Source organism: Nocardia sp. NPDC056952 (assembly GCF_042674185.1).
Classification (GTDB): domain Bacteria; phylum Actinomycetota; class Actinomycetes; order Mycobacteriales; family Mycobacteriaceae; genus Nocardia.
Genome location: NZ_JBHURA010000003.1, coordinates 716,395 through 730,594, shown reverse-complemented (window position 1 = coordinate 730,594; position 14,200 = coordinate 716,395). Strand labels below are relative to the sequence as shown.

The following is a 14,200-nucleotide window of genomic DNA, read 5'->3' as shown; positions in this document are numbered from 1 at the left end:
CATCACCCTGAACACCCGGCCGGTCACGACGTTCGTCGTCGTGACCGGCCGGTTCGGTTCACCGCAGGAAGGTGCTGGCCCAGGCGGCGAGGGTCGTCGGCGTGGTGGTGAGCACCGTTCGCGGGTTCTCCGCGACGAATCCGGAACTCAATCCCGCTGACATACCGGCGATTCCGTCGATCTGGCCCTGTCCGAGGCCCGCTGATCGCAGCGCTTCCCGGAACTCGTTGTCGGCGAGGTGGATCGGGGTGACCTCATGGCCCAACTGCCGGCCGAGGATCTCGGCGACCTCGGTGAAGGTCAGATCCCGCGGACCGTGCACGGCCTGCACGACACGCCCCGACCAGGCGTCCGACAGCAGTCGGGCCGCCGCCACCTCACCGATATCGCGCGGATCCACCCAGGCCATCGCATGGTCGGGCGGCCACGGTGTGGACAGCGTGCCCGCCCGGATTTCATCGAGCTGGGTCAGCAGATTGGTGAAGAAGTAGCCGCACCGCAGGTGCGCCACATTCGCCCCGGTCTTGTCGAGCAACTCCTCGGTCCGCGCCAGCCCGTCGATTTCCCCGGCCCCACCCCGCTTCTCAGCACCCACACTGCTGACGAACACCGTCGCCTCGATCCCGTTCTCGACAACAGCACGCGCCGCCGACGCCCCCATCCGCGCGAACCCTGCCACCGGATCACCATCCACCAGCGCAGGCGGATCCACCCAGAACAACCGATCCGCTCCCACGGTAGCTCGCACCACCGCCTCCGAATCCCCCTGATCGACCCGCACGACATCGACGAACTCCCGCATCGCGTCGTCGAGCCGCCCAGGATCGCGCATCAGCACAGTCGGCCGAACCCCCGCCTGCACCAGCAACTGCACAACCCGAGCCCCCACATGCCCGACCGGCGTAGTGACAACAACCTTCTTCGCGTCCTCTCTCAGTTCCATAACCCCACGCTAAAACCCATCGCGGCCAGTTCCTGACCGCAACAGCCGACAGATTTCGCTGAATTCGCCGGCTCTCGGTTCAGCGTGCGCGGACCAGGTCGAGGGATGCGTTCGGTGACCACGGCTGCCCTGCGGCGATGAGGGTGCGGGTGGCTCGGAGTTCTCTCGGTCTTGCCATGGCTACGGCGCCGACGGGGTGGCCGTTGTGGAGGGCGATCGCGAGGAAGTCCCGGGAGTCGAGGTCGCCGTCGATGACCAGGTCGTCGTGGGGGTGCAGCCAGCCTGTGAAGTGCATCGACAGGCCGTGTTGGTCGGTCCAGCCCCAGGGGACGTCGGCGGGGGCCGCAGGGTGGCCGAGGATGGCTTTGGCGGCCGCGGCACCGTCCGACATCGCCGTGTTCCAATGTTGGCCGCGTTCGTATTCCCCACGGCGGGGGTTGAATGCGGTGGTGGCGTCGCCCGCGGCGAAGACGGCGGGGGCCGAGGTGCGGTAGTGCTGGTCGATGACGATGCCGTCGTTCACCGCGATGCCGGCGGATTCGGCCAGGGCGGTGTCGGGGATCGAGCCGATGGCGACCAGGGCGGCGGCCGCGGTGAACGTGCGGCCGTCGGTGGTGGTGGCGGCGACGCCGGTGGCGGTGTCGACGAGTTGCGTGGTGGTGACGCTGTTCTCGACGACGACGCCGTGCGCGATGTGGATGTCGCGCACCAGGTTCGACACGGCGTTCGGCACTACCCGATCGAGCAACCCCGGCCCGGCGTTCACCAGCGTCACCTCGGCGCCGAGACCGCGCGCGGTGGCGGCGACTTCGCACCCGATGAGCCCGCCACCGATGATGAGCAGCGAGCCGCCCATGTCGATCGCGTTTTGCAGTGCGACGACGTCGGCCTGTCTCCGCAAGGTGTGCACGCGGGTGGACGCGGTGTCGATCGTGCGCGCGCCGGCTCCGGTGGCGAGCAGCAGGCTGTCGTAGCCGAGCACCTCGCCGGTGCTCAAACGCACTGTCGCGCTGTCGGTGTCGATGGCGCGCACCAGCGTGGCCGGGCGCAGATCGATCGCGTTGTCGGCCCAGAACTTCACCGGCTTCAGCACCACGCGCTGGAACGGCGTAGTACCCGCGAGCAGCTCCTTGGAGACCGCCGGTCGGCGATACGGCAGATCGGGTTCGGCCCCGACGAGCACGATCTCACCGGCGTAGCCCTCGCGTCGCAGGGTCTGGGCGGCGGTGGCACCGGCGACGCCGGTGCCGACGATGACGATCCGTCCACTCATCCGCGGCTCACCTCCCGCATATCGAAATCGGCCTTGGCGGCACCACAGTCGGGGCAGGACCAGTCGTCGGGAATGTCGTCCCAGCGGGTGCCGGGTTCGATACCGTCCTCGGGCCAGCCGAGAGCCTCGTCGTATTCGAAGCCGCACTGGACGCACTGGAACAATCGATAGTCGCTCATCGGGTCGCGCCTTCCCTCGGTTCGAAGTCGACCTTCTCGCGCACACCGCAGTCGGGGCAGCACCAGTCGTCGGGGATCTGTGCCCAGGCCGTGCCGGGCGCGAAACCCTCACGGGGAGCACCGAATCGCTCGTCGTAGACGTAGTCGCAGATCGGGCAGAGATACGCCATCAGTTCACTCCGTACTTCGCCAGGACCCGCGCCCGCTTGCTGGGCTGGATGTTCACGCGGGTGATGTCGCCGTTGTAGTGGGCGAGCACGCGATGGTCCATCACCCTGCGCCACAGCGGCGTCAGGTAGGCCAGGCCGATCAGGCTCGCGTAGCCGCTGGGCAGCTCGGGCGCGCCGTCCATGTGGCGCAGGATCTGGTAGCGGCGGGTGGGGTTGGCGTGATGGTCGCTGTGCCGTTGCAGGTGGTAGAGGAAGATGTTGGTGACGATGTGGTCGGAGTTCCAGCTGTGCTCGGGGGTGCAGCGCTCGTAGCGGCCCGAGGCGGTCTTCTGCCGGAGCAGACCGTAGTGCTCGAGGTAGTTCACCGTTTCCAGCAGCGAGAAACCGTAGATCGCCTGGATCACCAGGAACGGCAGAATCGACGGACCGAACACCGCGACCAGCCCCACCCACAGCACGACCGACATGAGCCAGGCGTTCACCACGTCGTTCTGCAGCGAGAACGTGCTCTTGCCCAGCCGCTGCATGCGGGTGCGCTCCAGCTCCCACGCCGAGGTCAAGCTGCCCCACACGCTGCGCGGCAGGAAGCTCCAGAACGATTCGGCGAACCGCGCGCTGGCCGGGTCCTCCGGCGTCGCGACGCGCACGTGGTGGCCACGGTTGTGCTCGATGTAGAAGTGGCCGTAGAAGGTCTGGGCCAGCGTGATCTTCGACAGCCAGCGTTCGAGTTCGTCCTTCTTGTGGCCGAGTTCGTGCGCGGTGTTGATGCCGACGCCGCCCATCGCGCCGATCGTGAAGGCCAGACCGATCTTGGAGATCAGGCCGAGACCACCGTCGATGCCGAGCCAGGCCAGGTTGTCCGCGGTCCACAGGTAGCAGGCGAACACCAGGCTGACCAGCTGCAACGGAATGTAGGCGTAGGTGCAGTAGCGGTAGTACTTGTCGTTCTCCAGCTGCTCCATCACCTCGTCGGGCGGGTTCTTGCCGTCGGGCCCGAAGAATCGGTCGAGGGTCGGCAGCAGCACGTACAGCAGGATCGGCCCGAGCCACCACCACACGGGCGCGACAGCCTGCCAGCCGAACTGGTTGAAGGCCCACACGAACCCGCTCGCCAGCAGCGTCGCGCTGGGGGCGACGAGGCCGAACAGCCACAGGTATCGCTTGGGATCTCGCCACCGCGGCGGGGCCGCCGATCCTGCGTGGTCACCGATTCGAGATGTCGTCATTGCCATTCTCCTCATCACCGAGACTTCGGACACCTTCTCGCTCGAAGTCGCCTTCGTTTACACATTAGCGTGCGTTGTTCCGATTGGATACACAATCACACATATTGTCAATGAACGAGCACATCGATGGGCACATGTAGGATGATCACGTGGCCGAACCACCGAACTTTCAGGCAGAAATGCGCCAACTGCTGCGCGACCGGATGATCGACGCCGCGCGCACGATGGTCGTGAGCGAGGGCTGGGGCGCGGTCAACATGTCGCGGGTGGCCAAGGAGGTCGGTATCAGCAGGCCGGTCCTCTACAAGGAGATCGGCACCAAGCAGGCGCTCGCGGATGCCCTGATCGAGCGTGAGACCGGCATCTACCTGACCGGCATCGCCGAGACATTGGCCCGGCATCCGGCCGACCCGCTCGCCGGCATGACCGCCGCCGCCGAGTACACATTGCGCGCCGCGGGCGACAACACCCTGATCAAGGCGGTGCTCTCAGCTCGCCAGGACGGCGATACCGCCTTGCTGCCGGCCCTGGTGAGTGACCCGGAGCCGGTGCTCGGGCGGGCCGTGGCCGCCCTCAGCGACACCGTCCGCGAGCAGTACGAATTCGCGTCCCTCACCGATGACGAGCTGACCTCGGTCGTCGAGATCATGGTCCGGCTGACGCTGAGTCATCTGTTCCAGCCGACAGGCAGCATCGACCGCGCGGTGGCGCAGGTCGGCGCTGTCCTGTCGGGGGTGATGCCCGCTCTCTGAGCGGGGGTCACAACCGGGCGCTCACCTGTCCGGCCGCGGCCGCGAACGCCCATCCGTAGCTGCCGTGCGCGGCCGGGAACACCCCGCCCGCGCACACCGGATCGCCTGCGGCGCAATAGTTCGCGGTGCGATCGGCATACATCGGCGGCACCGTGCCGCCGATCAATCGCAGCGGGTCACCGAACAGCAGCACCGCGACGACGCGCGAAGACAGCTCAGGGGGCAATACCCACGCGCCGGGCAGCGGGGCGGATCCGAGGACACCGTGGGTGACCACCGCGCCCTGGGAGTAGCCGACGAGAACGAAACGCTGGTCCGGGCAGGCGGCGGCCTGGTCGATCAGGTGGCCGGTCATGGCCCGGGTACCGTCGGGCATCGAGGTCGGCACCAGCAGATCGGCTGGGTAGTCCACGCGATGGGCGGTGGTGTCCACCGGTAGTTGCGCGCTCAGTACCGCGTAGAGCGGGTCGCCGATCGCGGCTCCCAGATAGCCGGGTTCTACTGTGCCGCGGGCGATCACGACGTCGAGGGTGGCGCAATTCTGCGCCCACGCTGTCAGTCCCGGGGACATCGCTGTCCCGATTCCCGCGGCCAGTAGCAACACCGACAGCGCTCGCGCTGTTTGCCTTGCGACGATACGAATTGCCTTCCGATAGGTCATCGTGCCCACCCACTCACGCCGTTGTGAGAAATAGAGAAAGAGCGATTCACCTCCTGCCCAACAGCATTCGGTGTGCTCAGTGGTGGAATACCCGCTGACCTGCAAAGACATGGCGCTGACTCGGCATCGGCTGCGCCACGGTTACATCTCGGATCGCCTGCGGCACAACGCCGCTGGCGCTACGTCAGTGCTTCTTGGGCTTCTTCTTGTACTTGGGCTTGTCGTGATCGGGCTCCCACTCGTAGCCCGCGACACCACGCTCGCAGTAGGAGTCCGCGACGAGAACGTCGCCCTGATCGCGTTCACACCAGCGCGACTTCGAGCACGAGGTGGCGCCGAGGCCGGCCACGACGGCGAGTGTGAGGACGGCGGCGCCGGTACGGGTTCGGACGTTCATGAGCGTGTCGAGCCTTTCATAGAATGAAATGTCGCAGGTCAGGGTGTTTTCCAGGACTTGCCCCCGCCTGCCGACGAACCAATGCTACGTTCCAGACATGTCGAGCACAGCGCCTGAGCCCACCGAAGATTTCACCCCCGACGCGATTGTCGTCGGCGCCGGACTGGCGGGCCTGGTGGCCGCGCACGAGCTGGTGCTCGCCGGACGCAAGGTCTTGGTGCTCGATCAGGAGAATCGCGCCAACCTCGGCGGGCAGGCGTTCTGGTCGCTGGGTGGGCTGTTCGTCGTCGACAGCCCGGAGCAGCGCAGGATGGGCATCAAGGACTCCTACGAACTGGCACTGCAGGATTGGCTGGGATCGGCCGGTTTCGACCGCGACGACGAGGACCGGATGGGCCGCGAGTGGGCGAAGGCCTACGTGCGGTTCGCCACCGACGAGAAGCGGGACTACCTGCACGCCCTGGGTCTGCGTTTCACCCCGCTGGTCGGCTGGGCCGAGCGGGGCGGTGGCCTGGCGGGCGGGCACGGCAACTCGGTGCCGCGGTTCCACCTCACCTGGGGCACCGGGCCCGAGGTACTGCGGGTGTTCCGCGAGCCGGTGCTGGCCGGTGAGGCGAAAGGGTTGGTCCGCTTCGCCTTCCGGCACCGCGTCGACGAGCTGATCGTCGAGGAGGGCGCCGTGACCGGCGTGCGCGGCAGCGTTCTCGCCCCCTCCGACACCGACCGCGGTCAGGCCTCGAACCGGGAAGTGGTGGGCGAGTTCACCTTCCGAGCCCCCGCGGTTCTCGTGAGTTCGGGTGGCATCGGGCACGCCCACGACCTCATCCGCCGCAACTGGCCCACCGAACGGCTCGGCCCGTGCCCGGAGCACATGATCTCCGGTGTGCCCGCCTATGTCGACGGCCGGATGCTCGGGATCTCCGAGGAGGCCGGGGCGGCGCTGGTCAACCGCGATCGGATGTGGCACTACACCGAGGGCATCCACAACTGGGATCCGATCTGGCCCGATCACGCCATCCGCATCATCCCCGGCCCGTCGTCGCTGTGGTTCGACGCGAACGGAAACCGCATGCCCGCACCGTGTTTCCCCGGTTTCGACACCAACGAGACCATGCGCCAGATCCTGTCGACGGGCTACGACTACTCGTGGTTCGTCCTGAACCAGTCGATCATCGAGAAGGAGTTCGCGCTGTCGGGTTCGGAACAGAACCCCGACATCACCGGCAAGGATTTGAAGTTCACCGTGCGCAGCAGGCTCGCCAAGGGCGCGCCGGGCCCGGTGGAGGCGTTCAAGCAGCATGGCGTGGACTTCGTGGTCGCCGAGTCCCTGGCCGAACTCGTCGACGGCATGAACGACATCTCCCGCGGCCCGAAGTTGGACGTGGCCGCCCTCGAGCACCAGATCGTGGGCCGCGATCGCGAGGTCGCCAACTCCTTCTCCAAGGACGCGCAGGTGACCGCGACCAACAGCGCCCGCAAGTTCCTCGGCGACAAGCTCCGCGTCGCCAAGCCGCACCGCATCCTCGACCCTGCCCACGGCCCGCTCATCGCGGTGCGCCTCAATGTGCTGACCCGCAAGACCCTCGGCGGGCTGCAGACCGACCTCGATTCGCAGGTGCTGCGCCCGGACAACTCGGTGTTCCCCGGCTTGTACGCGGCCGGTGAGGTCGCCGGGTTCGGCGGTGGCGGCGTGCACGGTTACAACGCGCTGGAGGGCACGTTCCTGGGCGGGTGCATCTTCTCCGGTCGGGCGGCCGGGCGAGCGATCGCGCGACGCACAGCCTAGTGCGGGTGCCGGGGGGCCAGGGTGCGTGACGCTTCCTTGGCCACCTCGGCCAGCGCCCGAGCCAGCCGCGCGGTGTCGAGCGCGGTGCGCTCACCATTGACCGTGCCCGACAACGAGATCGCGGCCACCGCGACACCGCGGCCGCGGATCGGCACCGCCACGCAACCGACGCCCGGCAGCGACTCCTCGGTGTCCACGGCCACGCCCTGACGGTTGCGGATGCGGGCGAGTTCGCGGTGCAGTTCGGCCCGGTCGACGATCGTGCGCGCGGTCCGTGCCACGGCATTGCCCCGCAGCGCGGCCTCGGCGATGCCGGGCTCCAGCGTGGCCAGTAGCGCCTTGCCCACCGCCGTGGAGTGCGCGGGCAGCCTGCCGCCGACACGGGTCGGGATGACCACCCGTCCGCGGCCCCCCGAACGATCCAGGAACAACACCTCACGCCCGTCCAGCACCGCGAGGTGTCCCACCAGCCCCGTGCGCTGACTGAGTTCGTAGAGCAATGGCCCCACCACCTCGCGCAGTTCGTTCTGCTCGGCCGCGAGCCCGCCGAGTTCGAGCACCCGCAACCCCAGCCGGTAGCCGCCCGGAGTGTGCGCGAGCCAGCGCAGCCGGATCATCTGGTCGAGGATGCGATGCACGGTCGAGCGCGGCAGCCCGGTGCGTTCGGCGAGCCCGAGCAGCGTCAGCGTGGGTGTGGCGGCGTCGAACGCGTCCAGGATGAGCGTCATCCGCTCGATCATCGACGTCGGCGGTGTCCCGGTCGCCCGGCCCGATCCGGTCCACAGGTTCTCGGGCGCCGGTTCGGTCACGATCTCGACCGTCATGTGATCCAACCTCCACAGTGCGTAGCGCTAACAGACTAGAGCCGTCAGCTCCGCTTACGCACTATTTCGCCTCGATCTCAGGCAGGCACCGGGCTGACCGGGGTCACAGACAGCGGGCGGCGCACGATCGGCGCGATGGTCGCCGCGATCTCGCCGATCGCCAGGGCGGGTGCGCAGTGGGGATCGGTGTCGACGAACGGAGCGCCCTGATCGCCGGCCGCGCAGACCACCGGATCGAACGGGATCCGGCCGATGACCGGGCAATAGGTGCCGAGCAGGCCGCTCAGCGCGCGGCTCACCGCGGTGGCGCCGCCCGCGCCGAACAGGGTCTGCCGGGTGCCGTCGGGACTGTCGTACCAGGACATGTTCTCGATGATGCCCGCCACCCGCTGACCGGTCTGCGCGGCCACGGCGCCCGCGCGTTCGGCGATGCGAGCCGCGGTGCGTTGCGGCGTGGTGACGACCAGCAGCTGCGCGGTGGGCAGCAACTGGGCCAGGGAGATGGCCACGTCGCCGGTGCCCGGTGGCATGTCGATCAGCAGAATATCCAGCTCGCCCCAGTACACGTCGTTGACGAACTGCTGCAACGCGCGGTGCAGCATCGGCCCGCGCCAGACGACGGGGGCGTTGTCGTCGACGAACATCCCGATCGACACGACCCGTACGCCGAATGCGTTGGGCGGCATGATCATTGATTCGACCAGGGTGGGCGCGGTGGTGATGCCGAGCATCGCGGGTACCGAGTGACCGTGGACATCGGCGTCCATGAGACCGACGCGTAGTCCGCGTCGAGCCAGCGCGACCGCCAGATTGACGGTCACACTCGACTTCCCGACGCCGCCTTTGCCCGAGACCACGCAGTACACGCGGGTGGGTGAATCCGGTTGTACGAGAGCGGAGACATTCTCGGATGCGGGTCCCCGGAGCTGGATTCTCAGGCTACGGCGCTGCTCCTCGCTCATCACCCCGAAGTCGATCTCGACACCGGCGACGCCGGGCACCGCGGTGACGGCGGCGCGGATGTCGTCACTGATCTTCGCCCGAAGGGGGCATCCTGCGACGGTGAGCAGGATGGCTACCGCGACACGACCTTCTCCGTCGATGTCGATGGTCTCGACCATGTTCAATTCGGTGATGGGACGGCCGATCTCGGGGTCGTCGACGCCGGCGAGCGCGGTCCTGATCTGGGGTTCGGTCGGTGATGTCATGGGCTCCTCCTCACTGGGCCAGGCCGGCATGCAGCATGTCCGCGCGTTCGACGACCTTGATCCGCTCGCGTCCTTCGGCTTCGCCCAGCGCGCGTTCGTGGGCGTCCAGTCGGTACCAGCCTTCCCAGGTGGTGAAGGCAATGCCCGCGGCGGTGAGATGTTCGGTCACCGCATCGGGGTGTGGTCGCGGCGCCGGCGTCAGCCGGGCCTGATCGGCCAGCAGGCAGGCAACGGTTTCGGCGGCGTCGCCTTTGGTGTGGCCGATCAGGCCGACGGGGCCGCGTTTGATCCAGCCGGTGACATACACCCCGTCGAGGTATCGCGCCCCCTCGCGCGCGTTCGGGTCGATCAGCACGCGTCCCGCTTCGTTGGGGATGGTGCCGGTGCGGTCGTCGAACGGGATGTCGGCGACATCTTCGGAGCGATAGCCGACCGCCCGATAGACCGCCTGCACCTCCCACACCCGAAATTCGCCGGTGCCCTTGACGTTGCCGGTGCCGTCGAGCTGAGTGCGTTCGGTCTTCAGGCCGACGACCTTGCCGTCGGCGCCGAGGATCTCCGAGGGCGATTCGAAGAAGTGCAGGAACAGCTTGTGCGGGCGGTCGCCGTGGTCGCGGATGGCCCACTGCTCCAAGGTGTTGGCGACCATGTCGACCTGCTTGGAGTTACGGCGTGCGGCTTCGGAGCCTTCGTCGTAGTCGATGTCCTCGGGGTTGACGATGACCTCGATCGTCGGCGAGTGATCCAGTTCGCGCAGCTCGAGGGGCGTGAACTTGGCCTGCGCGGGGCCACGACGACCGAACACGTGGACCTCGAGGGCCTTGTTGGCCTTGAGTCCTTCGTAGACGTTCGGCGGGATCTCGGTCGGCAGCAGTTCGTCACCGGTCTTGGCCAGCACGCGCGCGACGTCGAGGGCGACGTTGCCGACGCCGAGGACGGCGACCTTCTCGGCCTCGAGGGGCCAGGAGCGGGGGACGTCGGGGTGGCCGTCGTACCAGGACACGAAGTCGGCGGCGCCGTAGGAGCCGTCGAGGTCGATGCCGGGGATGGCCAGGGCGCGGTCGGCGTTGGCGCCGGTGGAGAAGATGACCGCGTCGTAGAACTGGCGCAGGTCGTCGAGGGTGATGTCGGTGCCGTAGTCGATGTTGCCGAGTAGGCGGACCTGGTCTTTGTCGAGGACCTTGTGCAGGGCGGTGATGATGCCCTTGATACGGGGGTGGTCGGGGGCGACGCCGTAGCGGATGAGGCCGAAGGGCGCGGGCATGCGCTCGTAGAGGTCGATGCTCACTCCCCGGTGTGCGCAGGCATCGGACTTCATCAACGCGTCGGCGGCGTAGATACCGGCAGGCCCGGCGCCGATGATCGCCACCCGCAGTGGAGTTCTCATTTCTCGTAGCCCGCGACGAACGGCGTGTCCACGCCGAGCTCACCCACCGCGCCAGCGCCGCCCGGCGAGCCGAGCGCGGTGTCGCGGCCGGGCAGCGCCGTGTCGAAGAAGGCCGCGTTCGTGGCGACGAAGTCTTGCTGGCCGACTGGAATGTCATCGTCGAGGTAGATCGCCTCGACGGGGCAGACCGGTTCGCACGCACCGCAATCCACGCACTCGGCCGGATGGATGTAGGCCATCCGGTCGCCGGTGTAGATGCAGTCGACGGGGCATTCCTCCACGCAGGCGCGATCCATGACGTCCACGCAGGCGGCTCCGATGACGAAGGTCATGGCTGTAGTTCCTTTTCGCTGGGCTCGCCGAGGGCGGCGAGGATTTCGTAACGCAGCCGCGCGAATTCAGGTTCGAAACGCGCGCCGGGTGCGCGAGGTGCGGCGATCTCGATGACGCGCTGGATGCGGGCGGGGCGCGGGGTGAGCAGCACGATCCGATCGGCCAGCAACAGCGCCTCGTCGACGTCGTGGGTCACGAACAGCACCGTGGTCCGGCGCTGTTGCCACACCGAGATGAGCAGGCGCTGCATATCGGCGCGGGTCTGGGCGTCGAGAGCGCCGAACGGTTCGTCCATCAGCAGCACGCGTGGCTGCGCGGCCAATGTCCGCGCCAGCTGCACCCGCTGACGCATACCGCCCGACAGCGCACCGGGCAGATGGTCACCGAAGTCGGTGAGCCCCACCAGGTTCAGCAGTTCCTGGGCTTCGACGCGCCGGTTGCGCCGTGACACTCCACGCAGTTTCAGCGCGAATTCGACATTGCGCCGGGCCGTGCGCCACGGCAGCAGCGCATCCTCCTGGAACACCATCGAACAGTGCTGGGCGCTGGGCCCACCGTCGACGGTGACCGTGCCGCCGATCGGCGGCAGCAATCCGGCCATCGCCCGCAGCACCGTGGATTTGCCGCAGCCCGACGGCCCGAGCAGGACCACGATCTGGCCGGCGTCGACGTCGAGATCTACTTCGGCGGCGAGACTTTCACCGTAGGCGATGCGCAGTCCGTGCAGCCGCACCGCGGCGCCGGCGCTCATCGCTGTGCCCTGGGCAGCCACCGGTTCACCCGGCGCCCCGCCAGTTCGACCAGCCAGGCGGTGAACCAGCCGAGCAGCCCGATGGTGAGCATCCCGACGATCACCCCCGGATAGTCCAGGAGCCCATAGGACTGCCAGGTGAAGTACCCGATGCCGAACTGACCCGAGATCATCTCCGCGCTGATCACACAGATCCAGGCCACGCCCATCGCCACCGACAGGCCCGAGAAGATGCCGGGTAGCGCACCGGGCAGGGCGATCTGGAACAGGATGTCGCGTCGACGCGCGCCCAGGGTGTGCGCCGCTTCCTCCCAGACTTTCGGCAGCGCGTGCATGGCGTGGATGGTGCTCACCGCGACCGGGAAGAACGCGGCGAAGAAGGTGATGAACACGATGCCCTGTTCGCCGGTCGGGAACAGCAGGATGGCCAGGGGCACCAGCGCGATCGCGGGGATCGGCCGGAACACCTCGAGTACCGGCCGCACGAGTGCGCTGACCACGGCCGAGCGACCGACCGCCATACCGATCAGCACGCCCGACACCGTGGCGAGGCCGAAGCCGATCAGGATGCGGCGGGTGCTGGAGAAGATGTCGCGGTAGTAGGTGGCCGCACCGAGCTGCGTACGGAAGGAGTCGAATACTTGTGCGGGCGTGGGGATCTTGTCGAAACGTAGCCAGAACACCACCTGATTGGTGGTGAGCAGGTACCAGGCCACGAGCAACGCGGCCAGTGGCACGGCGGTCAGTACGGCCTTGCGTGCTTTGCGGGGAACGACGAATCGGGTGGGTGCACTCGGTGGTGCGGTGGCGATGTCGGGCTTCGCGACGGGCGCGGTGCGGGGTTCGGCGGAAACGGTCATGGTGAGCCTCCTGGTCTCACGTGACGGATCTAGCGGGCCTTCAGTGCTGCCTGGTAGTCGATCACCGTGACGCCCGGGTGGGCGGCGGCGTACTGCTGTGCGGCGGCACCGGTCGCGAAGGGCAGCAGCCGATCGTCCGGCCCCGCGGCAGGGTCGCTGACCCAGGTCGCGGTCGCGGCGAAGAGCCGGGTGCCGGTGCTGTGGTCGGGGACGTAGGCGGCGCGGACGGTGCTGCCGGTGGCCGCGATCTGTCGCAGCAGACAGGTCGGGGTCTTGGCGACGGTGGTGGCCGTGGCGTCGGCGAACCACACCTCCGAGGCGGTGGGAAGGCCGTCCACCGCTCCCCCACACGCGGCATCGGTGCCGGTCAGTGGCGCGGGAGCCGCCACCGACGCGCGGGCGGTGTCGTAGTCGGGCCCGTAGACGGTGCGCAGGTAGCGGTCGTCGACGAATTCGCCGAGATTCAGATCCGACAGCGCACCGAGGCTTTTCAGGAACGGCAACAGTGTGCCCAGCGCGTCCACCTGTTGGGGTTTGATGGTCGGATCGAAGCTCACCAGGCCGTTCGGGCCGTTGTAGAGGTACACGACCTCGGCGGGCAGCCCGGTGATCTCGGCGACGCGCTGCGCGGCCGCCAAGGGGTTCTGGTTGAGGTAGTCGGTGGTCTTGCGCACCGCGGTGAGGAACGCGGTGACGATATCGGGGTTGCCGGTACCGAAGCGCTCGCTCGCGACCACGGCGTGGAAGGTCGGAATGCCGGCGCTGCCACCGTCATAGAGCAGCTTGGCTTTACCGTCGTAGACGAGTTTCTGTGGCCACGGCACGAATTGGGCCAGCGCGGCCACCTGATCCCCTTGCAGCGCCGAGGCGCCGACGGCCGGATCCTGACCGAGCAGCTTCACATCGTCGAGAGTCATCCCGGCGGCCGAGAGCCCGGCGGCGAGCATGCCGTGCGCGGCCGACCCCACGCTGGTCGAGACGATCTCCCCACGCAGGTCGGTGATCGTGGCCGCCTTCGAATCCGTCGGCACCACAATTTGATTCAGCGAACCGCGCAGGTTGTAGCCGGTGACGGCGATCAGTTCGGACTTCACGTCGGCGTGGTCGCGAGTCTTGGAGCCGTTGACCAGGATCGGCGCGTCTCCCATCGACCCGATGTCGACCTGGCCCGCCAACATCTGCGCGGTCAGCGGTGGGCCCGCGGCGAAGTCCTTCCACTCCACCTTGTAGGTGAGCCCTTTCGTCTTGCCGAGTTCGGCGAGTTCGGCCTCGAAAGTGCCGCGATCACGCAGCAGTGTGCCCGCGGTGACGGTGTTGATCGTCTTGGACTGGTAACCGATGTTCACGGTGACGGTCTTGGCGTCGTCGGCGCTCCCGCAGCCGGTGGCCAGTGCGGCCACCGCGGCGACGCCGAGCAGCAGCGCGGGGATTCGGGTGCTCATGGTCGGCT

Annotated in this window: 16 protein-coding genes; 2 read left to right on the top strand and 14 right to left on the bottom strand. The window is 67.9% G+C overall.

What is annotated here, in order from left to right; genetic code table 11:
• Positions 1 to 58: 58 nt before the first annotated feature.
• The 5 genes from ACFTS5_RS15165 to ACFTS5_RS15145 form a co-directional block, all read right to left on the bottom strand.
• Positions 59 to 943 (bottom strand): NAD(P)H-binding protein, encoded by an 885-nt coding sequence (locus ACFTS5_RS15165; protein WP_378631164.1) that lies wholly within the window; start codon positions 941 to 943, stop codon positions 59 to 61.
• Positions 944 to 1,022: 79 nt separating this feature from the next.
• The gene (locus ACFTS5_RS15160; protein WP_378631162.1) at positions 1,023 to 2,216 is read right to left on the bottom strand and encodes an NAD(P)/FAD-dependent oxidoreductase; all 1,194 of its coding nucleotides are present in this window, start codon (positions 2,214 to 2,216) and stop codon (positions 1,023 to 1,025) included.
• On the bottom strand, positions 2,213 to 2,395 hold the full coding sequence (locus tag ACFTS5_RS15155; protein ID WP_266289085.1) for a rubredoxin: 183 nt from the start codon (positions 2,393 to 2,395) through the stop codon (positions 2,213 to 2,215). The genes ACFTS5_RS15160 and ACFTS5_RS15155 overlap by 4 nt, the downstream gene beginning before the upstream one ends.
• A complete protein-coding gene (locus ACFTS5_RS15150) occupies positions 2,392 to 2,565 on the bottom strand; it encodes a rubredoxin (RefSeq protein WP_378631160.1) in 174 nt (57 codons plus the stop codon). Before ACFTS5_RS15150 ends, ACFTS5_RS15155 begins: the two co-directional genes overlap by 4 nt.
• Positions 2,565 to 3,791, bottom strand: a complete 1,227-nt coding sequence (locus ACFTS5_RS15145; RefSeq protein ID WP_378631158.1) for an alkane 1-monooxygenase — start codon at positions 3,789 to 3,791, stop codon at positions 2,565 to 2,567. Before ACFTS5_RS15145 ends, ACFTS5_RS15150 begins: the two co-directional genes overlap by 1 nt.
• A 149-nt stretch (positions 3,792 to 3,940) precedes the next feature.
• Between ACFTS5_RS15145 and ACFTS5_RS15140 the strand changes: the two genes are divergently transcribed.
• Positions 3,941 to 4,543 carry a TetR family transcriptional regulator gene (locus ACFTS5_RS15140; protein ID WP_378631156.1) on the top strand — a complete coding sequence of 201 codons (603 nt, stop codon included), beginning with the start codon at positions 3,941 to 3,943 and terminating at the stop codon, positions 4,541 to 4,543.
• 7 nt (positions 4,544 to 4,550) lie between these two features.
• Here ACFTS5_RS15140 and ACFTS5_RS15135 read toward each other — a convergent pair whose 3' ends face one another.
• Both ACFTS5_RS15135 and ACFTS5_RS15130 read right to left on the bottom strand, forming a co-directional pair.
• Entirely contained in the window at positions 4,551 to 5,204 is a 654-nt protein-coding gene (locus tag ACFTS5_RS15135) for a cutinase family protein (protein ID WP_378631154.1), read from the bottom strand.
• Between the two features lie 184 nt (positions 5,205 to 5,388).
• The gene (locus tag ACFTS5_RS15130; RefSeq protein ID WP_067446366.1) at positions 5,389 to 5,601 is read right to left on the bottom strand and encodes a hypothetical protein; all 213 of its coding nucleotides are present in this window, start codon (positions 5,599 to 5,601) and stop codon (positions 5,389 to 5,391) included.
• 97 nt (positions 5,602 to 5,698) lie between these two features.
• Between ACFTS5_RS15130 and ACFTS5_RS15125 the strand changes: the two genes are divergently transcribed.
• Entirely contained in the window at positions 5,699 to 7,387 is a 1,689-nt protein-coding gene (locus ACFTS5_RS15125) for an FAD-binding dehydrogenase (RefSeq protein ID WP_378631152.1), read from the top strand.
• Here ACFTS5_RS15125 and ACFTS5_RS15120 read toward each other — a convergent pair.
• The 7 genes from ACFTS5_RS15120 to ACFTS5_RS15090 all read right to left on the bottom strand — a co-directional run bounded on the left by ACFTS5_RS15120 (position 7,384) and on the right by ACFTS5_RS15090 (position 14,192).
• Positions 7,384 to 8,211, bottom strand: a complete 828-nt coding sequence (locus tag ACFTS5_RS15120) for an IclR family transcriptional regulator (RefSeq protein ID WP_378631150.1) — start codon at positions 8,209 to 8,211, stop codon at positions 7,384 to 7,386. The genes ACFTS5_RS15125 and ACFTS5_RS15120 overlap by 4 nt on opposite strands.
• 77 nt (positions 8,212 to 8,288) lie before the next feature.
• Positions 8,289 to 9,419: an Mrp/NBP35 family ATP-binding protein gene (locus ACFTS5_RS15115; RefSeq protein ID WP_378631148.1), complete on the bottom strand. Its 1,131-nt coding sequence runs from the start codon at positions 9,417 to 9,419 to the stop codon at positions 8,289 to 8,291.
• Positions 9,420 to 9,429: 10 nt separating this feature from the next.
• Positions 9,430 to 10,806, bottom strand: a complete 1,377-nt coding sequence (locus ACFTS5_RS15110; RefSeq protein ID WP_378631146.1) for an FAD-dependent oxidoreductase — start codon at positions 10,804 to 10,806, stop codon at positions 9,430 to 9,432.
• Positions 10,803 to 11,138, bottom strand: coding sequence for a ferredoxin (gene fdxA, locus ACFTS5_RS15105; RefSeq protein ID WP_378631145.1), 336 nt, complete (start codon positions 11,136 to 11,138; stop codon positions 10,803 to 10,805). Before fdxA ends, ACFTS5_RS15110 begins: the two co-directional genes overlap by 4 nt.
• On the bottom strand, positions 11,135 to 11,890 hold the full coding sequence (locus ACFTS5_RS15100) for an ABC transporter ATP-binding protein (protein WP_378631143.1): 756 nt from the start codon (positions 11,888 to 11,890) through the stop codon (positions 11,135 to 11,137). The genes fdxA and ACFTS5_RS15100 overlap by 4 nt, the downstream gene beginning before the upstream one ends.
• The gene (locus ACFTS5_RS15095; protein WP_378631142.1) at positions 11,887 to 12,750 is read right to left on the bottom strand and encodes an ABC transporter permease; all 864 of its coding nucleotides are present in this window, start codon (positions 12,748 to 12,750) and stop codon (positions 11,887 to 11,889) included. The genes ACFTS5_RS15100 and ACFTS5_RS15095 overlap by 4 nt, the downstream gene beginning before the upstream one ends.
• Before the next feature lie 29 nt (positions 12,751 to 12,779).
• Complete coding sequence (locus tag ACFTS5_RS15090; RefSeq protein ID WP_378631140.1) at positions 12,780 to 14,192, bottom strand: ABC transporter substrate-binding protein; 1,413 nt, start codon at positions 14,190 to 14,192, stop codon at positions 12,780 to 12,782.
• Positions 14,193 to 14,200: the final 8 nt, after the last annotated feature.

Excerpts from the sequence above, each read along its gene's own strand:
- ACFTS5_RS15110 (WP_378631146.1), bottom strand. The coding sequence starts at position 10,806 with ATGAGAACTCCACTGCGGGTGGCGATCATCGGCGCCGGGCCTGCCGGT.
- ACFTS5_RS15125 (WP_378631152.1), top strand. The coding sequence starts at position 5,699 with ATGTCGAGCACAGCGCCTGAGCCCACCGAAGATTTCACCCCCGACGCG.
- ACFTS5_RS15165 (WP_378631164.1), bottom strand. The coding sequence starts at position 943 with ATGGAACTGAGAGAGGACGCGAAGAAGGTTGTTGTCACTACGCCGGTC.
- ACFTS5_RS15090 (WP_378631140.1), bottom strand. The coding sequence starts at position 14,192 with ATGAGCACCCGAATCCCCGCGCTGCTGCTCGGCGTCGCCGCGGTGGCC.
- ACFTS5_RS15100 (WP_378631143.1), bottom strand. The coding sequence starts at position 11,890 with ATGAGCGCCGGCGCCGCGGTGCGGCTGCACGGACTGCGCATCGCCTAC.
- fdxA (WP_378631145.1), bottom strand. The coding sequence starts at position 11,138 with ATGACCTTCGTCATCGGAGCCGCCTGCGTGGACGTCATGGATCGCGCC.
- ACFTS5_RS15155 (WP_266289085.1), bottom strand. The coding sequence starts at position 2,395 with ATGAGCGACTATCGATTGTTCCAGTGCGTCCAGTGCGGCTTCGAATAC.
- ACFTS5_RS15160 (WP_378631162.1), bottom strand. The coding sequence starts at position 2,216 with ATGAGTGGACGGATCGTCATCGTCGGCACCGGCGTCGCCGGTGCCACC.
- ACFTS5_RS15150 (WP_378631160.1), bottom strand. The coding sequence starts at position 2,565 with ATGGCGTATCTCTGCCCGATCTGCGACTACGTCTACGACGAGCGATTC.
- ACFTS5_RS15095 (WP_378631142.1), bottom strand. The coding sequence starts at position 12,750 with ATGACCGTTTCCGCCGAACCCCGCACCGCGCCCGTCGCGAAGCCCGAC.
- ACFTS5_RS15120 (WP_378631150.1), bottom strand. The coding sequence starts at position 8,211 with ATGACGGTCGAGATCGTGACCGAACCGGCGCCCGAGAACCTGTGGACC.
- ACFTS5_RS15135 (WP_378631154.1), bottom strand. The coding sequence starts at position 5,204 with ATGACCTATCGGAAGGCAATTCGTATCGTCGCAAGGCAAACAGCGCGA.
- ACFTS5_RS15145 (WP_378631158.1), bottom strand. The coding sequence starts at position 3,791 with ATGACGACATCTCGAATCGGTGACCACGCAGGATCGGCGGCCCCGCCG.
- ACFTS5_RS15115 (WP_378631148.1), bottom strand. The coding sequence starts at position 9,419 with ATGACATCACCGACCGAACCCCAGATCAGGACCGCGCTCGCCGGCGTC.
- ACFTS5_RS15130 (WP_067446366.1), bottom strand. The coding sequence starts at position 5,601 with ATGAACGTCCGAACCCGTACCGGCGCCGCCGTCCTCACACTCGCCGTC.